Origin of the sequence: Schaalia sp. 19OD2882, from assembly GCF_018986735.1 — a bacterium.
Classification (GTDB): domain Bacteria; phylum Actinomycetota; class Actinomycetes; order Actinomycetales; family Actinomycetaceae; genus Pauljensenia.
In genome coordinates this window covers 1,520,574-1,538,406 of record NZ_CP065521.1, presented here as the reverse complement: position 1 = coordinate 1,538,406, position 17,833 = coordinate 1,520,574, and the positions used below count along the sequence as shown (strand labels likewise).

Genomic DNA, 17,833 nt, shown 5'->3' with positions numbered 1-17,833 from the left:
CACGGTGACACAGGAGGAGCACTACGGGCTCACATGGCCGGGGAAGGCGGCGGCAGCCGCGTCGGCTCGCACATGTGCCGACGCCGTGCTGGTCGACGTGCCCGAAGAATCCGAACCCGGGCCCGACGGCGCCCCCTCTGCCCACCTCTTCGTCGAGGGAGACAACCTTGACGCCCTCAAACTGCTCACCCCCCACCTGGCCGAGTCCGTGGACCTGGCCTACATCGACCCGCCCTACAACACCGGATCCGACTTCGTCTACGACGACTCCTACGCCCTGACCCGCAGACAGTACCGCGCCATGTCGGGCGATCGCGCCAGCGAGGAGGAAGGACGGCGCCACAGCGCGTGGCTGTCCATGATGCTGCCCAGGCTCATGGTCGCCCGCAACCTGCTGGCCCCCAGTGGGGTCCTGCTGATCTCCGTCGACCACAACGAAGTCGCTCAACTGCGACTGGTCGGCACGGAAGTCTTCGGTCCGGGTTCCCTGGTGGGAGACTTCACGTGGGTCTCGAACCTCAAAGGACGCCAGATCAGCGGCGTCGGACCGGCACGTACGCATGAGTCGATCCTGTGCTTCGCGCGCGATCCCGCCAGAGTCGGACGCTTCACCGGCGACGCGGCCGAACTGCGCAGAATCATGCCGGCCGTCTACAAGAGCCCGTCCTACACCGTCGAACACGACGCGCGCGGCCCCTATGTGCGAAAGAACGAACTGCACAACACGAATTCCCGCTTCAACGAAGTCACCGCCCCCACCATGGTCTACCGCATCCACTACCAGGCGGAGACCGGCCGGGTGCGGGTCAGTGACATCGACGACCCGACGACCTTTCCCGGGTTCGTCACCGCCATGCCGCACCCGAATGCGCGCGAAGGCATCTCCTGGCACGCATGGAGGTGGTCGCGCTCGCGGGTACTCGCCGACCACGAGGACCTGGACTTCCGCGTGGTGGACGGGCGGCTGCGCATCTGGACGAAGGTGCGCGATGTGGCCGGCACCGCCCTGAAGGACTTGGTCATCGGCCCTTCGACATCGACCGGGAAGGCCGAACTGCAAGAGCTCGGGCTCAAGGAGGTCTTCGAGACCCCCAAGCCGCGAGTGCTGTTGGAGACCCTTGTGGGCTCGATCGCCCCGAAGAATGCGCTGGTCCTCGACTTCTTCGCGGGCTCGGGCACCACCGGTGCCGCGGTGATGGCGCTCAATGCCCGCGACGGGGGTACTCGGCGTTTCGTCCTGGTCCAACGGGCCGAGGCGGTGGCCGCCGGCTCACATGCCGAGCGCGCCGGTTTCGCCGACGTGGCGGCGATTGCGCGGGAGCGGTTGCGGCGGGACGCCGAGTGCCTTTCAGCAGCGACCGGGCAGGGGGCGGGGCGCAGGGCAGATGGGGCCTCAAGAGCCCTGGACCTGGGGTTTCGCCTGCAGCGGGTGGCTCCCAGGGCCTGAGGCGCCGCCCTCGTCCTCGTCAGCCCAGGCCGATGTGGAAGGCCTCCTCCAGGTCGGCCGAGGCGAAGGATCGGAAGGCGATGTGTGTACGCATCTGGCGGATTCCCGGGACTTTGCCCATGCGGTTGGACACGACTTCGGCCAGGTCCTCGTGTTGCCTGACGCGGACGAGTGCGACGAGGTCGATGTCGCCGGTCACCGAGTAGACGACGTCCACGCCTTCGAGGTCGGCGATGGCGGAGGCGACCTCGGGAATGGAATCGACGTCGGCGTTGATGAGGACGATGGCGCTGAGCACGGGGACTCCTTCGTGTGGGCGGCGCGGTACCTGCTCCGATCCTCCCATGTCCGAACCTCTTCCCACGAGATTCGTCCGTCACCCCGTGAGATTCGTCCGCCAACGCGTCCAGGACGGATTTCGGCAGAAAGGAGGGCGAGGCTCGCGGCAGGGGAGGGGCGGAAACGAGGGAACAGTTGGCGGGTAAGGGGGTTGTCGGGAGGGGACGAGGGCGGTATGGTTGCCGCAACGTCCGCCGTCGTGGTGGACGCGCAGGGTTGCTACTCACACCGAGGCAAGACCTGGGATGACACATTGTGGCGTCGACCCAGGTCTTTTTTGTTGCCCTGCAACCCTCCACACACATGTCCACGCACACCACGCGACTCGAGGCCGAGCCGCTGAGAAAGGGCACAGACACATGGCCACTGAATCCCAGATCGCACAAGCGGTCCTGGCAGGAGTGGGAGGCGCCGACAACATCGTCGGCTTCACCCACTGCGCCACACGACTGCGATTCGAACTCGCCGACGTCGCCCGCGCCGACACCGACGCCCTCGACGCCGCCGATGGTGTCCTCGGTGTGGTGCCCCAAGGAGGCAACCGACTCCAGGTCGTCATCGGCGGAGCCGTCGCAGGCGTGTACGCCGCCATGCAGAACCTGCCCGGCATGGGTGCACAGATGAGCGACGCCGAAGTCAAGGCGGCCGCACGCTCCAAGGCGCGCGGGAAGTTCGCGTGGGCCGACGCCTTCTTCGAGTACCTCTCCGACTCCTTCCGGCCCATCCTCGGCGTGCTGCTCGGCGCCTCCCTCATCATCGCCTTCACGGCGGTCCTGGACGCTCTGCACATCGTTGACTTCCGTGCAGACGACAAGAGCGCCTCCTGGGTCTTCGTCGACACCATGTGGCGAGCGGTCTTCTACTTCCTGCCGATCATGGTCGCCTACAACGCGGCGAAGAAGCTCGACATCGACCCGTGGCTCGGAGCCACCGTCATGGGTGCCCTCATGACCCCCGATTTCATCAAACTCGGGAACAGGGAACACTTCCCAGACCTCACCTGCGTCACCAACACGACGCTCGGCACGGACGACTGCACGGCCCACATCTTCGGTCTGCCCCTGCAGATGAACGACTACGGCGGCAACGTCTTCGTCCCGCTCATCATGGTCGCGGTCCTCGCCCTGCTCTACAAGGGTCTGAAGAAGATCATCCCGACGAACGTCCAAATGGTCTTCGTCCCCTTCATCTCCATGCTCGTCATGATTCCTCTCACCGCGTTCCTCCTCGGCCCAATCGGCGTGTGGCTCGGAAACGGACTGGGCGCGGGCCTGGCGTGGATGAACACGAACGCCCCCTTCGTCTTCGCGATCATCATCCCGATGGTCTACCCCTTCCTCGTCCCGCTCGGCCTGCACTGGCCGCTCAACGCCCTCATGCTCGTCAACATCCAGAGCTTGGGATACGACTTCATCCAGGGTCCCATGGGTACGTGGAACTTCGCTTGCTTCGGCGCCACCGCCGGCGTCCTCTTCCTGTCCCTGCGGGACAAGGACAGCCAGATGCGCCAGACCGCGACCGGCGCCCTCGCTGCGGGTCTCCTGGGCGGTATCTCCGAGCCCTCGCTGTACGGCATCCACCTGCGCTTCAAGCGCATCTACCCGCTGATGTTGGCAGGATGCGCCACCGGTGGCATCACGATCGCGATCCTGGGTCTGTCCAGCGGCGGCGTGAAGACCGGCGCCTTCGCATTCACCTCGCTGCTCACGATTCCCGTGTTCAACCCCATGTGGGTCTACGGCGTCGCCATTGCTGCGGCCTTCACCGTCGCATTCTTCCTCGTCGTCACCTTCGACTACCGGACCAAGGAGCAAAAGGCCGCAGCCCGGGCCGCCGCAGTCGGTTCGGCTCCCGTCCACGCTGTTGTCGAGGACGAGCCGGCCTCGACCCCGGCCAACCCGACCACGGCAGTTGCCGCACCCGTGGACGGTGAGGTCATCTCCCTGGAGGACTCGGGTGACAAGGTCTTCGCCTCGGGCGCCCTGGGCACCGGCGTGGCCTTGGTCCCCACATCCGGATCCATCTGCGCACCCGTCAGCGGACGCCTGGCCACCGTGGCCAAGACCGGCCACGCATTCGGCATCAAGACCGACGACGGTGTCGAGATCCTGGTCCATGTCGGCATTGACACCGTCCAGATGGACGGCGACGGCTTCGAGGTGGTCGTGTCCAAGGGACAACGCGTCAGGGTCGGTGACCTGCTGGCGACCGTCGACCTCGCAAAGGTCGAACAGGCAGGATACGCGACCACTACCCTCATGACCGTGACCAACTCCAAGGCTCTGACATCGGTCCAACCGCGGATCGGCGGCCGGGTCAGGGCCGGCGAGATGGTCATCGACGTCCAGCGCTGACCCGCAGTCCACCTGAGCGCCACGGCCACGCCCGGAAAGGAGGGACCCCACATGGAACTGCTGCGTGTGTTCAACAACAATGTCGTGCTCGCCCGCAGACAGGACGGTACTGAGGTCATCCTCACCGGGCGTGGCCTCGGCTTTCAGGCAAAACCGGGTCAGAAGGTCGACGACACGAAGATCGTCCGCGTCTTCGTGCCCAGCGACGGCCGAGATCCCGACCACATGGGACAACTTCTGGCCGAGATCCCGCCCGAACACGTCCAGATGGTCGTGACGGCCATGCGCGAGGCCGGAATCGAGGACTCCTCCAGCCCGACCTTGGTCCTCGCCCTGGCCGACCACCTGGGCTTCGCCCTCGCTCGCGCCCGCAAGGGTGACGTCATCGAGTACCCACTGACCGGCGAGGTCCTTCACCTCTACCCGGAGGAGTACGCCAAGGCGCTTGCCCTTCTCAACGCCCTGGCCCCCCAGTGCGACGTGCCCCTGCCGCGCGCGGAGGCCACCGCATTCACCCTGCACCTGGTCAATGCCGGCTTCTCGGGCGGAGACCTGTCATGGACCTACACGATGACAGGAGTCATCCAACAGATCCTCGACGTGGCCGCCACCGGACTGGGAGTCACCCTGGACCCGGAGTCCATCAGTGTCGGCCGGTTCATCACCCACCTTCGATACCTATTCGTGCGCGTGCGAAAGGACGAGCAACTGCGCGACCACGTCGGAAGCGTCGTCCGTTCCATCCAGGAGGCCTGTCCGCAGGCCAGCGCCTGCGCGCACACCATCGCCCAGCTGCTTGAACTGCGTCTTGGCGATTCCCTGTCCGAGGACGAGGTCGCCTACTTGAGCCTGCACCTCGCACGACTTTCCGCCCCCGCCCCACAAAAGTGACCCAGCGCCCGTACGATGGGCGACAGGGTCCTCCTGTCCAACGATGGACAGACCTCAGCGAAAGGAACCAGCATGATTTCTCGCACCGTCACCGTCGCCTCCTCCGTCGGCCTGCACGCACGCCCGGCAGCCCTGCTTGCGGAAGCCGTCGACGAGTCCGGCGTCGACGTCGTCATCAGCTTCGACGGTGAGGAAGCCGACGGCGCCTCCCTGCTCGAGATCATGACCCTCGGCGTCAAGCACGGGGACGAGGTCACCCTGTCCACCGAGGACGACAACGCCGGGGCAGTCCTCGACTCTCTGGTCGAGCTGCTCTCGCGCGACCTCGACAAGGAGTGAACTCGTGAGCGCCGAACACCGGATCCTTCACGGGATCGGGGTGTCCGCCGGCACCGCCTGCGCCCCCGCCGCCATCGTCCAGGCCGCCCCCGGCGTGGACACCTCGGAGCCCGCCAGCACCGATCCGGCCGCCGACGGCCAGCGCGTCCGCGCAGCCTTGGCCGCAGTCTCGGTGGGACTCAAGGAACGGGCAGCCAACGCCCCCGCCGAGTCGCGACCGATCCTGGAGGCCACGGCCAAACTTGCGGCCGACCGTGGCCTGGCAAAGGCCGTCGACAAGAAGCTCAAGAAGGGGCTTGGAGTCACCGCCGCCGTTCACGCGGCCGTCGAGGAGTACGCCGAGATGCTCAAAGCGCTCGGCGGCTACATGGCCGAACGTGCCACTGACCTCTACGACGTGCGTGACCGCGTCACCTGCGAACTGCTGGGAGTACCCGCGCCGGGTGTGCCCCAGGTCGACGGACCGGTCATCCTGGTCGCCCGCGACCTGGCGCCCGCCGAAACCGCGACCCTCGACCCGGAGGTCGTCCTCGGCATCATCACCGAGGTCGGAGGACCGACCTCGCACACGGCGATCCTTGCCGCCCAACTCGGTATTCCCGCCGTGGTCAAGGCCACCGGGATCCTGGAGGTCGACAACGGCGACATCCTTGCCCTGGACGGAGGCGTCGGTGAAGTCATCGTCTCGCCCAGCGACGAGGAGGTGGAGCTGCTCGACGAACGTTCACGGCGCCGCGCCAAGGCGCTGGCCGGCTCCTCGGGCGAGGGTGCCACCTACGACGGCTACAAGGTCAAGCTGTTGGCCAACATCGGCACCGTCGACGACGCCGCGAGGGCCGCAGTGGTCGACCTGGAAGGGGCGGGGCTGTTCCGCACGGAGTTCCTCTTCCTGGATCGCGCGGACGCCCCCAGCTTGGAGGAGCAGACACAGACCTACACGAAGGTCCTCGAGTCCTTCGGGGAACGCCGGGTCGTCGTGCGCACGCTGGATGCCGGCGCCGACAAGCCGCTGAGCTTCGCGGACCTGGGCGAGGAGGAGAACCCTGCCCTCGGCAGGCGCGGACTGCGTCTGTGCCAGGTGCGCGAGGACCTCATCGACACCCAGCTGGCCGCCTTGGCTGCCGCACACGCGCGTACCAAGACCGACTTGTGGGTCATGGTTCCCATGGTGTCCACGATGGAGGAGACCAAGTGGTTCGCCGACAAGGCCCGGGCCGCAGGTCTGCCGAAGGTCGGCATCATGATCGAGGTGCCCGCCGCCGCGATCAGAGCCCACCAGTTGTTGGACATCGTCGACTTCGCCTCCATCGGTACGAACGACCTCACCCAGTACACGATGGCCGCCGACCGGATGGACGGGGAACTTGCCCCGCTGCTCAACCCGTGGCAGCCGGCCGTCCTGCAGATGATCAAACTGGCCTGCCTGGGGGGCCGCTCCACCGGCAAACCCATCGGCGTGTGCGGCGAGGCCGGCGGCGACCCGCTGCTGGCACTGGTCCTCACAGGCTTGGGGGTTGCTTCCCTGTCGATGGCACCGAGCAAGGTCAATGCGGTGCGCGCCGCCCTGCGCATGCACGACCTGGCCACGTGCCAGCAGATGGCGGCCTATGCGGTGGATGCCCCCACCGCGGAGCAGGGCCGGGAGAACGTCCTCAAACTCGTCTCCCCGGCGATGCTCGCCCTGGTCTGAACCGGGGCCGGTCCACCCCGTGACACGGGGGAGCCCCGCTCCCACCACCGGCAACAGTGGGGGAGCGGGGCTCCTTCATGTCCGCACCGAGCCCGCTCGGGGCGGCGGCACCTTTCAGGCGTCGGCCGCCTGGACCGACTCCTGACGGCGTGCCACGGCCACCCGCTCGCGGATGATGCGCACCAGCGAGCCGGGGGCCTGCGGGTGCTCGGCGATCCAGGCCTCGCCCCGCGCGCCCAGATCCAGGCCCTCGACATAGCCCGCCAGATCCGAGGGGAACATGAGGGTGACGATGTCTTCGGCGGTGTGGAAGGTGTTGGCCGCCCACACGCTCTCCAGCGAGGTGAAGTAGTCGTCGACGAAACGGGTGTACTCCTCCGGGGTGGTGCGGGCCTGCGCCCAGAAGCCGGAGACCATCGCCCAGCGGGTGTCATTGGGGATGGAGGCATCGCGCAGGATCGACTCCCATGCGGCGTACTTGACGACCTCGTCGGCGCGGGCGGCACGGGCAGCGGCGGCGTTCTGACGCCCGGTCATCGTGTCGTCCTCGGCCTCCATCGCCTCGACATCGGCCATGGAGGCGGCGCCCAGACGCATGAGGTTGAACAGGAGGACCCAACGCAGATCCACGTCCACCTCCAGACCTTCCAAGGTCTCCGTGCCGTCGAGAAGGGCGCGCAGCCACGCGGCCTGGTCGGCGTCGGAGGCGTTGCGGGCGGCTGCGCGGACCAGAATCTGCTGCTGGTCGGAGCCCTGGGGGGCGACCTTGGCCAGCAGTGCCAGACGCTGACCCACTGACACCTGGGCCGAGGCGCGCGACGCGGGTGCCACGAAGGTGCGGACGGTCTCGTCCACGTGACGCAGAAGAAGGGTCAGCATCGGCATGTTCGTCTCCACCGGGATGGCGGACAGAGCCAGCTCCAGGTAGGCCGAGGCAGCCATCTCACCGTCACGCGTCATGTCCCACGCGCACGCCATGACGACATTGCGGGTCAGGGAATCGGTGAAGGCGGTGATGTTGCCCACGGCGAAGGCCAAGGACTGCTCGTCCAGGCGGACCTTCGCGTAGGCCAGGTCCCCGTCGTTGACGAGGAGGAAGTCGGGTCGCTCGGCTCCGGCGAAGGAGGCGACTTCGGTGGAGGCGCCCTCGACGTCGAGCTCCTCATGGAGAACCCGCTTGAGGGTTCCGCCCTCGTCCAGGGAGTACCCGGCCACAGCCAGACGGTGGGGACGCAGGGAGGATCCTTCGGAGAAGGACTCCTGCTCGACGCTCACGCGGACGATGCGCCCGTCCTGGCCCACTTCGATCGTGGGGCGAAGAAGTGTCACACCGGCCTCTTCCAGCCACACCTTCGACCAGGCGGACAAGTCGCGACCGGAAGCCTTCTCCAGTTCGGTCATGAGGTCTGCCAGCGTCGCATTGGCGTAGGAGTGGGCGCTGAGGTACTCGTGCAGGCCGGCGAGGAAGGCGTCACGACCCACGTAGGACACCAGCTGGCGCAGCACCGCGGCCCCCTTGGCGTAGGTGATGCCGTCGAAATTGACCTCGACATCGGCCAGGTCGCGGATCTCGGCCATGATCGGGTGGGTGGTGGGCAGCTGGTCCTGCTTGAGGCCCCAGTCCTTGCGCAGCATGAAGCCGGTCCACGCATCCACGTACTCGGTGCCTTCGGCCAGGGCCAGGTGGCTCATGAACTCGGCGAAGGACTCGTTGAGCCACAGGTCATTCCACCACTTCATGGTGACCAGGTCGCCGAACCACATGTGGGCCAACTCGTGCAGGATCGTGTTCGCGCGGGTCTCCAGGTCGGCCTCGGTGGGGCGCGTGCGGTACACGTACTGGTCGCGGAAGGTGACACATCCGGCGTTCTCCATGGCGCCGGCGTTGTATTCGGGTACGAATATCTGGTCGTACTTCGTGAAGGGGTAGGCAATGCCGTACTGCTTCTCGAAGAAGGCGAAGCCCTTGCGCGTGGTGTCCAGGATGCGTTCGGCGTCCAGGTGCTGTTCCAAGGAGGCGCGGCAGTACACGCCCAGTGGGATCTCGCGGCCGTCGGCGCTCGTCAGCGACGAGGTCTGGCCGACGTAGGGGCCAGCGACGATGGCGGTGATGTAGGTGGACATCACCTCGGTGGTGGCGAAGTGGTAGGTCCAGCGCTCCACTCCGTCCTCGCCGGTGTGGACCTCCGGGGTGGGGGTGGGGGCGTTGGAGAAGACCTTCCACCCGGCCGGGGCGGTCACGGTGAAGCGGAAGGTGGCCTTGAGGTCGGGCTGTTCGAAGGAGGCGTAGACGCGGCGGGCGTCGGGCACCTCGAACTGCGAGTAGCAGTAGGCCTGACCGTCGGCGGGGTCGACGAAGCGGTGCAGGCCCTCGCCGGTGTGCATGTACTGACAGTTCGCGTCGACCACCAGGGTGTTGTGCGCGGCCAGTCCGTGCAATTCGATGCGCGAGTCCTTGTGCGCATCCACGCCCACACCTTCGCCGTTGAGGGTGATCGAGTGGATGCAGGAGGACACGAGGTCGACGAAGGTGGAGGTGCCTTCGGTGGCGTCGAAGGTGACGGTCGTGGTCGACCGGAAGTCGGTGTCCCCCTGGGTGAGGTCGAGGACGACGTCGTAGTGGGAGACGCTGACGAGGGAGGATCGCTGTGCCGCTTCGTCGCGCGTGAGGTTCAGGCCCGGCATGTGACACCTTTCAGACGTGAGGACCATTCGCTGTGCTCTCCGCGGGGAGGGCACGTCCTGTCCATGCTCGCACGCCGGGCCCGGGCCGTGCACATCGCGAGGGTGCGGGCGGCCTCACAGTGCGGGTCACCAGATGCGCACACGCTCCTCGGGGGCGATCCACAGGCCGTCCCCTTCGTGCACGTCGAAAGCCTCGGCGAAGGCGTCCATGTTGGCCACCACTTGGTTGCACCGGAATTCGGCGGGCGAGTGGGGGTCGACGGCCAGCATCTGTCGGGCGAACTCCGGGCGTGACTTCGAGCGCCACGCGTGGGCCCACGCCGTGAAGAAGGTGCGGGCGACCTGCTCATCCACCTCTTGTCCGCGTGCGCCGAGCACGTCGAGGCACGCCTTCCACGCGATGGACAAGCCGCCGAGGTCCCCGATGTTCTCGCCCACGGTCAGAGCCCCGTTGACGTGCGGGTCATCGGCGGAGCCCGTCCGCAGATCCGCGGGGATCAGCACGTCGTACTGGGCGACGAGGGCGGCCGTGCGCTCTTCGAAGCGCTGCCGGTCCTCCTCCTGCCACCAGTCGACCAAGGCGCCGTGACCGTCGTAACGGGAGCCCTGGTCGTCGAAGCCGTGTCCGATCTCATGGCCGATGACCGCTCCGATGGCACCGAAGTTGGCGGCGTCGGGCGCCTCGGGGTCGAAGAAGGGCGGCTGGAGGATGGCGGCGGGGAAGACGATCTCGTTCATCGTCGGGTTGTAGTAGGCGTTGACCGTCTGCGGCGTCATGAACCATTCGGTGCGGTCGACGGGGTGGGCGAGTTTGGCGAAGTCGCGGTCGCGTTCGTGTGCGGCGCACATGCGCACTCCTGCCACCAGGTCCTCGCCAAGTTCCAGGTCGGATCGGTCGGGCACCGTGGTGGGGTAGCCGATCTTCGGGGTGAAGGAGGCGAGTTTGTCCAGGGCCTTTGCCTTGGTGGCCTCACCCATCCAGTCGAGGGCGCGGATGGAGTCGTCGTATGCGCGCAGCAGGGCTTCAACCAGTGCGTCCATGAGCTGCTTGGACGAGGGCGGGAAGTGGCGCTGGACCCACAGCAGGCCGAGTTCCTCACCCAGGGTCGCCTCGACCAAGGACAGGGCGCGCTTCCAGCGGGCCCGCTTCTCGGTGGTGCCGGCCATGACGGTGCCGTGGAAGGCGAAGTGGGTGTCCACGAAGTCGGGTGAGAGCAGGGGAGCACGTGAGTCGACGACGTCGGTGAGCATCCAGACCCGCAACAGGTCGGGATCGCTGGCGGCCCACAGGGCGGCGATTCCCGTGAGGAAGTCGGGCTGGTGGACGTTGATGACGGTGTCGGCGTCGATGTGCGTGTCGAGGCCGAGGCCCTTGGCCCATCCCTCCCAGTCGAAGCCGGGCGCGAGGGTGGGAAGGTCGGCCCACCTCATGGGGTTGTCGTGTGCCAGCGGGTCCCGGTTGGCGACGGCATCGCGGTGGTGGGAGGCGATCGCCTTTTCCAGGTCGACGACCGCCGCCGCTGTCGTGGCGGCGGTGGCGGCCATCTCACCTCCGAGCAGGGTGAGCAGTTGTGTCAGGTAGTTGCGGTAGGCGTCCAGGACCTCCGCGTGGGTGGGGTCACGGTAGTAGGCCTCGTCGGGCAGGCCGATGCCGGACTGGGTGAAGGTGAGCATCGTGACGTCGGGGTCGTGTGGGTCGGATCCGACCCACACGCCGACCAGGCCCGCGGAGCCCCAGCGCTGGAGACGGCCCAGTGCCACGGCCAGGTCCTCACGGGTGGTGGCTTCGGCGAGCACCTGCCGTTCGGCATCGAGGGGAGCAGCTCCGGCTGCGGCCACGGCCTCCTCGTCCATGAAGCGCGACCACATGGTGGCGATGAGGGCTGGCCCGTGACCGGAAATGGTGCCGGCGGCGGCTTCCTCGCAGATGGCCTTGGATCGTTCCTCGGAGGAGTCTCGCAGGGCGTGGAAGGCGCCGTCGATGGGGCGGTCGGCGGGGATCTCGTGGGTGGCCAGCCACTGGCCGTTTACGTGGCGGAACCAGTCGTCCTGGGGGCGCACGTCGGAGCAGGGAACGGTCGTGTCAGGGGTGGGCTCGCTCATGGGCACACCCTAGTGGTTCTCCGGCGCGGCTGCGGTGGAGGAGCGCGTGTGCTTCACGCGGGGGCATTGCAGGTGCAGGAGGGCCAGGTCGAGACTGTGCGAAAGTGACAGCTGTCAGCACCCGACGCGTGCACGTACGTTCACAAGGTGCGAAGCGAACGTGCAAGTCGGGTGGGTGGCGGGAGGATTGGTGGCAATGGGCGGGCAGCGGAGCCCGCCGACGAACCGTTGAGGGGGACGGGAGTGAGGACCATCAAGACCGACGTCGTCGTCATCGGCGGCGGCTCGACAGGTGTGGGTGTCGTCAGAGATGTGGCGATGCGAGGCTTCGGCGTCGTCCTCGTCGAAAGAGGCGACCTGTGTCACGGAACCTCGGCACGATTCCACGGACTGCTGCACTCGGGTGGACGCTACATCGCCTCCGACCCCGAGTCGGCCACGGAATGCGCCGAGGAGAACCTCATCCTCAAACGCATCCACCCCACCGCCATCGAGGACACCGGAGGCCTCTTCGTCACCACCTCCGTCGACGACGAGGACTACGCCGACCAGTTCCTCGCCCGCGCGGCAGCTGCCAAGGTCCCCGCCAACGAAATCAGCCCCTCGCAGGCACTGCGACGCGAACCCCGACTGGACCCCGGCCTCAAACGCGCCTTCGAGGTCGCCGACGGCGCCGTCGACGGCTGGCAGATGGTCTGGGGGGCCGCACGTTCGGCCATCGCCCACGGGGCCACGGTCCTGACCTACCACCGTGTCACCAGGATCCTGCGTGCCGACGACCACGTCGAAGCCGTCATCTGCCACGACGAACGCGGCGGCGAGGACGTGCGCATCGAATGCGCATTCGTCCTGAACTGCGGCGGCCCTTGGGCGGGAAGGATCGCCGAAATGGCTGACTGCCACGGCGTGGAAGTGGTGCCCGGTGCGGGCATCATGGTGGCGATGAACCACCGCCTCACCCAGACGGTCCTCAACCGCTGCGTGTGGCCGGCGGACGGCGACATCCTCGTGCCCGACCACCCCGTGTGCATCATCGGCACCACCGACGTCAAGGCCGACGACCCCGACAACCTGCCCATCCTGCCCGAACAGGTCCAACAGATGCTCGACGCCGGCGAAACCATGATCCCGGGCTTCCGCAAGTTCCGGGCCATCCACGCTTGGGTCGGGGCCCGCCCCCTGGTCAAGGACTCCCGCGTGGCCTCCACCGACACCCGCCACATGGCGCGCGGCATGAGCATCATCGACCACACGACCCGCGACGGGGTCGCCGGCATGCTCTCCATCGCCGGCGGCAAACTCACCACATACCGGCTCATGGCCGAACGGATCGTGGACATCATGTGCGACCAGATGGGGGACAAGCGCCCGTGCACCACCGCCGACGAAGTGGTGCCCGGCGCCGAAGGGCGCCCGCTGCACACCATCGGCCACCGCCTGTACTCGGTCGAGCACACCCAGCGCGCCCCCGGCGACGAACAGATCGTCTGCGAATGCGAACTGGTCACCCACAAGATGATCGAGAAGACCATGGACGCGGTGGCCGGAGGCCAACTCGACGACGTGCGTCGCCAGAGTCGACTGGGCATGGGGCCCTGCCAGGGCGGTTTCTGCTCCCAAAGGGCCACCGGCATCTCGCACGAACGTGGGGACATCGACGCCGACCGGGCCAACGGCCTGCTACGACTGTTCCTCAAGAACAGGTGGATCGGCCTGTGGCCGATCCTCAACGGCGCCCAGGTCAAACAGGCGGCGCTGGACAACTGGATCCACGAGGGCACACTCGACGTCGAACACGTGCCCGCACCTGCCGAGGAGGTCGTCCGATGAGGGACGTCGTCGTCATCGGCGCAGGCCTTGCCGGCCTGGCCGCCACCATTCGCCTGGCCGACGCGGGAGCAAAGGTCACCTTGGTCACCCGAGGCATCGGCGGGCTGTCACTGGGACAAGGCACCGTCGACATCCTCGGCTACTCGCCCGAACGCGTGGTCGACGTGCCCGCCGCCGTGACCGCCCACGCCGCCGCACACGCCGAACACCCCTATGGCCTGACCACCTGCGACCAGGTCATCAGCGCCGTCAAATGGTTCGCGGACCTCATGGGCCCGGAACTGCTCGTGGGAGAGACCACCCGCAATGTCCTGCTGCCCACTGCCGTGGGCGCGCTGCGACCCACAGCCCTCATCCAACCCTCCATGGTCGCAGGAGTGCTCGACGGGCGCCCCCTCGTCGTCGTCGGACTTCGGCGCCTCAAGGACTTCCCGGCCGCCCTCGTCGCAGACAACCTGTCCAAACAGACCTACCCCGGCGGCACTGCCATCACCGCGCGAGCCGCATGGGTGGACCTGGAGATCCGACCGGGGGAGAAGGACTCCAGCGGACTCGTCCACGCCCGCGCCTTCGACGATCCCGAGAACCTGCGCCGCCTTGCCCAAGCTCTCACACCCCTGGTCCGCGAGGGCGAAGTCGTCGCCCTGCCGGCCGTGCTCGGCCTGGACAACAGGCACGCCTGGCATGACCTCACCCGCATGATCGGCCACAACGTCTTCGAGATCCCCCTGCAACCACCTTCGGTTCCCGGCATGCGACTGGACCGAGCCCTGACCGCCATGGTCAAGCAGCGCGCACGCCTGATCACCGGAGTCTCCGTGGTGGGCCACCAGCGCCAGGGCAAGACCCTGACCTCCGTCACCGTCGACTCCGCCGGTGGCGGTCGCACCATCGAGGCGCGCCACGTCCTGCTGGCTGCAGGCGGCTTCGAGTCGGCCGCCCTCGAACTGGATTCGCGGGGCAAACTACGTGACACCGTCCTCGACCTGCCGGTGTGGGCACCCGACGGGCCCCTTCTCCACGGTGACTTCTGGGGGCCCGACCAGCCCCTCTTCCGCGCCGGATTCCGCGTCGACGACCAGATGCGCGTCCTCGACGAGGACGGCGCCCCCGCCCTCGACAATGTCCACGCCGCCGGAGGGAACCTGCGCGGAGCCACCAGGTGGCGTGAGAAGTCCGGCGAGGGCATCGCCCTAGTCAGTGCCCTGCGAGCAGCCGACGCGATCCTCAGGAGCCTGTGATGACCATCGAACAGTCCATGACCCACTCCGATCCCATCGATGTCGTCGGCGGCCACCTGGCCCTGCGCGGAAGCCTCGACGCCTGCGTGAAGTGCACGATCTGTGAGACCCAGTGCCCTGTCGCCCGCGTCACCGACCTCTTCCCCGGACCCAAGTTCGTGGGCCCCCAGGGCGAGCGCTACCGCAAACCCGGAGTCGTCGTCGACCACTCGATCGACTACTGCTCCTCCTGCGGCACCTGCACCCTCGTGTGTCCCCAAGGAGTCAAGGTCGCCGAGATCAACCACCACGCGCGCACCGCCATGAAGCAGGAGATCGGCATCCCCTTGCGCGACCGCCTCATCTCGCGCACCACCCTCATGGGTGCCGCGATGACCCCCATGGCTCCCATCGCGAACTGGGCGCTGACCGTCAAACCCATCCGGCTGGCAGTCGAGGCCGTCGTCGGCATCCACCGCAGCGCCCCCATGCCCAAGGCGGCCGGACGCACCTTCGAAGGCTGGTTCAAGAAGCACACGCCGCTGCCCAGCTCCGGCACGAAGGGGCAGGTCATCTTCTTCCACGGGTGTGCAGGCCAGTACTTCGAAGTCGAGACCTCCATCCACTCCGTCCTGGTCCTGGAACACTTGGGCTACGAGGTCCTGGTCCCCAAACACGGGTGCTGCGGCTTGGCCCTGCAGTCCAATGGCCTGTACGACGACGCCCGCAAGTACGTCTCCCGCCTGACCGCCGACCTGCGAAGCGTCAACAGGGGAGCACCCATCGTCACCTCGTCGGGTTCCTGCGGCGGAATGCTCAAGCACGAGGCCCACGAGATCCTGGGCATCGACACCCCTGAACTCAAGGACGTGTCCGTGCGCACCCGCGACATCTGCGAGTTCCTCATGGACCTGTACGACGCCGGAGAACTCGACCTCAATTTCCGGCGCATCGACGTGACCATCCCGTATCACGCCCCCTGCCAGTTGAAATCCACCGGCATGGGCATGCCCGCCATTGAGCTCATGCAGTTGGTCCCCGGTGTCGAAGTGGTCGAGTCGAACCAGCCGTGCTGCGGCATCGCCGGCACCTATGGCCTGAAGAAGGAGAAGTACGACATCGCGCAGGCGGTCGGCAAACCGGTCTTCGACTTCATCAAACAGGTCAACGCCGAACTGGCGGCCTGCGACACCGAGACCTGCCGATGGCAGTTGCGCACGGCCACGGGCGCCAATGTCGTCCACCCGATCTGGCTGATCCACAGGGCCTACGGTCTGCCCAACGGGTGAGCCGTGAGGGACAATGGGGGAATGGACACCACTGCAGCCTCCGGCCCCCAAACCCTTCCCCGACGCGCGGTCGTCACCGGCGCCTCCACCGGAATCGGTGAGGCCACCGTCCGTCTCCTGCGTGCGCACGGCTGGCACGTGGTCGCCGTCGCACGACGCGCCGAACGCCTGATCGCCCTGGCCAAGGAGACGGGCTGCGAGTGGTTCGCCGCAGACCTGACCGTGCAGGACGAAGTGGACGCCATGGCGCGCGAGGTGCTGGCAGGCGGCCACGTCGACGCCCTCGTCAACAATGCCGGGGGAGCGCTGGGAGTGGACCGGGTGGCCGACGCGGAGGTGGCACTGTGGCAGCAGATGTATGAACGCAATGTCATGACGGCCCTGCGCACGACACGCGCCTTCCTGCCCGGCATGCGCGAGCGGGGCGGCGACGTCCTGTTCCTGACCTCCACCGCTGCACACGACACCTATCCCGGTGGCGCCGGGTACGTGGCCGCCAAACACGCCGAGCGGATCATCGGCAACACGCTTCGTCAGGAGCTGGTCGGTGAACCGGTGCGCATCGTGGAGATCGCGCCAGGAATGGTGCGCACCGAGGAGTTCTCGCTCAACAGGCTGGGTTCGCCCGAAGCCGCCGACAAGGTGTACGAGGGCGTGGCCGAGCCTCTGGTCGCCGAGGACGTCGCCGAGGCCATCGTGTGGGCGCTGGAGCGCCCGCAGCACGTGAACATCGACCTGATGGTCGTGCGACCGGTCGCCCAGGCGACGAACACGCTGGTGCACCGGAAGGTCTGAGCCATGTCGGCTGCTCGGATCCTTCTGGTCATCGCGCTGGTCGCCGTGGGGGTCTTCGTCCTTGACAGGCTTGCCCTGTGGGCGGAGGCCAAGGGATGGGTCTACTGGCGGCGCAGGTCCTCGTCCTCGTCGGGGTCGGCTTTCAGTGCGATCAGTGAGATCTTCGTGACGGGTGATTCGCACGTCTCCCAGGAGGCGCAGGCGTGTGCGAGCCGCGTGCTCGAGGTCGATTCCGGCGCTCCTCCGAGGCCCCAGGAAAGCGCGCAGACACTCCTCGAGGTCGACACGGGCGCTCTTGTGAGGCTTGGGGAGGCGCCCCCGAACGCCCCCGCCTCGGAGCCTTCTCGGCCGGGCGTGGGCTAGTCGGCGCTCGGTCGGCGCCGTTGGGCCTTGAGGTCTGACCGCATGCGTTTGGCATGGAGACGGCGCAGCGTCGACGCCTTGGTCCGCTTGGTCGCCCGACGTGCGACGGTGGGGGCGATGCCGGCCCGCAGCAGAGCCGACAGACGTTCACGGGCGGCCCTACGGTTGGCGTACTGGGATCGGTTCTCCTGCGCGCTGACCATCAGGACGCCGTCCACCAGGCGGTCCTTGAGGGCGGCCAATGCGCGTTGTCTCTGACGGTCGTCGAGGGCGCGGGTCCGGGCCACGTCGAAGGAGAGCTGGACGCGCGAATCCGAGGTGTTGACCCCTTGTCCGCCCGGGCCCGACGAATGGGAGAAACGTTCGACCAATTCGCCGGCGGGCAGCACCAGGCCCTCCGGGCAGCCCGGCCCCGGGTCGATGCGCAGATCCTCCATGAAGAGCAGTGTGCGCCCTTCGCCACAGCAGTGTCGACCCGGAGCAAGCAC

General features: G+C 67.4%; 14 protein-coding genes. 10 read left to right on the top strand and 4 right to left on the bottom strand.

What is annotated here, in order from left to right; all coding sequences use genetic code 11:
* Positions 1-4 precede the first annotated feature (4 nt).
* Entirely contained in the window at positions 5-1,447 is a 1,443-nt protein-coding gene (locus I6B53_RS06800) for a site-specific DNA-methyltransferase (protein WP_216763538.1), read from the top strand.
* 19 nt (positions 1,448-1,466) lie between these two features.
* Here I6B53_RS06800 and I6B53_RS06795 read toward each other — a convergent pair whose 3' ends face one another.
* A complete protein-coding gene (locus I6B53_RS06795; RefSeq protein ID WP_216763536.1) occupies positions 1,467-1,745 on the bottom strand; it encodes an Lrp/AsnC family transcriptional regulator in 279 nt (92 codons plus the stop codon).
* Between the two features lie 400 nt (positions 1,746-2,145).
* Here I6B53_RS06795 and I6B53_RS06790 point away from each other — a divergent pair, with 400 nt between their 5' ends.
* The 4 genes from I6B53_RS06790 to ptsP all read left to right on the top strand — a co-directional run bounded on the left by I6B53_RS06790 (position 2,146) and on the right by ptsP (position 7,060).
* Entirely contained in the window at positions 2,146-4,140 is a 1,995-nt protein-coding gene (locus I6B53_RS06790; RefSeq protein ID WP_216763534.1) for a glucose PTS transporter subunit IIA, read from the top strand.
* 51 nt (positions 4,141-4,191) lie between these two features.
* Positions 4,192-5,031 (top strand): PRD domain-containing protein, encoded by an 840-nt coding sequence (locus tag I6B53_RS06785; protein ID WP_216763533.1) that lies wholly within the window; start codon positions 4,192-4,194, stop codon positions 5,029-5,031.
* Positions 5,032-5,103: 72 nt separating this feature from the next.
* The gene (locus tag I6B53_RS06780; RefSeq protein WP_216763532.1) at positions 5,104-5,370 is read left to right on the top strand and encodes an HPr family phosphocarrier protein; all 267 of its coding nucleotides are present in this window, start codon (positions 5,104-5,106) and stop codon (positions 5,368-5,370) included.
* A 4-nt stretch (positions 5,371-5,374) separates the two neighbouring features.
* Complete coding sequence (gene ptsP, locus I6B53_RS06775; protein ID WP_216763530.1) at positions 5,375-7,060, top strand: phosphoenolpyruvate--protein phosphotransferase; 1,686 nt, start codon at positions 5,375-5,377, stop codon at positions 7,058-7,060.
* Between the two features lie 114 nt (positions 7,061-7,174).
* Here the strand turns inward: ptsP and pepN are convergent, their stop codons facing one another.
* Together pepN and I6B53_RS06765 are read right to left on the bottom strand one after the other, a co-directional pair.
* Positions 7,175-9,745 carry an aminopeptidase N gene (pepN, locus tag I6B53_RS06770; RefSeq protein ID WP_216763529.1) on the bottom strand — a complete coding sequence of 857 codons (2,571 nt, stop codon included), beginning with the start codon at positions 9,743-9,745 and terminating at the stop codon, positions 7,175-7,177.
* 126 nt (positions 9,746-9,871) lie between these two features.
* A complete protein-coding gene (locus tag I6B53_RS06765; protein ID WP_216763528.1) occupies positions 9,872-11,848 on the bottom strand; it encodes a M13 family metallopeptidase in 1,977 nt (658 codons plus the stop codon).
* A 243-nt stretch (positions 11,849-12,091) separates the two neighbouring features.
* On the opposite strand from I6B53_RS06765, the gene glpA reads away from it, so the two are divergent.
* From glpA to I6B53_RS06740, 5 genes are read left to right on the top strand one after another with little or no spacing between them, the layout of a single operon-like run.
* Positions 12,092-13,678, top strand: a complete 1,587-nt coding sequence (gene glpA, locus I6B53_RS06760) for an anaerobic glycerol-3-phosphate dehydrogenase subunit GlpA (protein ID WP_216763527.1) — start codon at positions 12,092-12,094, stop codon at positions 13,676-13,678.
* Positions 13,675-14,919, top strand: coding sequence for a glycerol-3-phosphate dehydrogenase subunit GlpB (gene glpB / locus I6B53_RS06755; RefSeq protein WP_216763525.1), 1,245 nt, complete (start codon positions 13,675-13,677; stop codon positions 14,917-14,919). Before glpA ends, glpB begins: the two co-directional genes overlap by 4 nt.
* Complete coding sequence (locus tag I6B53_RS06750; RefSeq protein WP_216763524.1) at positions 14,919-16,187, top strand: anaerobic glycerol-3-phosphate dehydrogenase subunit C; 1,269 nt, start codon at positions 14,919-14,921, stop codon at positions 16,185-16,187. Before glpB ends, I6B53_RS06750 begins: the two co-directional genes overlap by 1 nt.
* A 21-nt stretch (positions 16,188-16,208) precedes the next feature.
* The gene (locus tag I6B53_RS06745; protein WP_216763523.1) at positions 16,209-16,982 is read left to right on the top strand and encodes an SDR family oxidoreductase; all 774 of its coding nucleotides are present in this window, start codon (positions 16,209-16,211) and stop codon (positions 16,980-16,982) included.
* A gap of 3 nt (positions 16,983-16,985) precedes the next feature.
* Positions 16,986-17,345, top strand: coding sequence for a hypothetical protein (locus I6B53_RS06740; RefSeq protein WP_216763522.1), 360 nt, complete (start codon positions 16,986-16,988; stop codon positions 17,343-17,345).
* Here the strand turns inward: I6B53_RS06740 and arfB are convergent.
* Positions 17,342-17,782, bottom strand: coding sequence for an alternative ribosome rescue aminoacyl-tRNA hydrolase ArfB (arfB, locus tag I6B53_RS06735; protein WP_216763520.1), 441 nt, complete (start codon positions 17,780-17,782; stop codon positions 17,342-17,344). The two genes, I6B53_RS06740 and arfB, sit on opposite strands and share 4 nt — an antisense overlap.
* Positions 17,783-17,833: the final 51 nt, after the last annotated feature.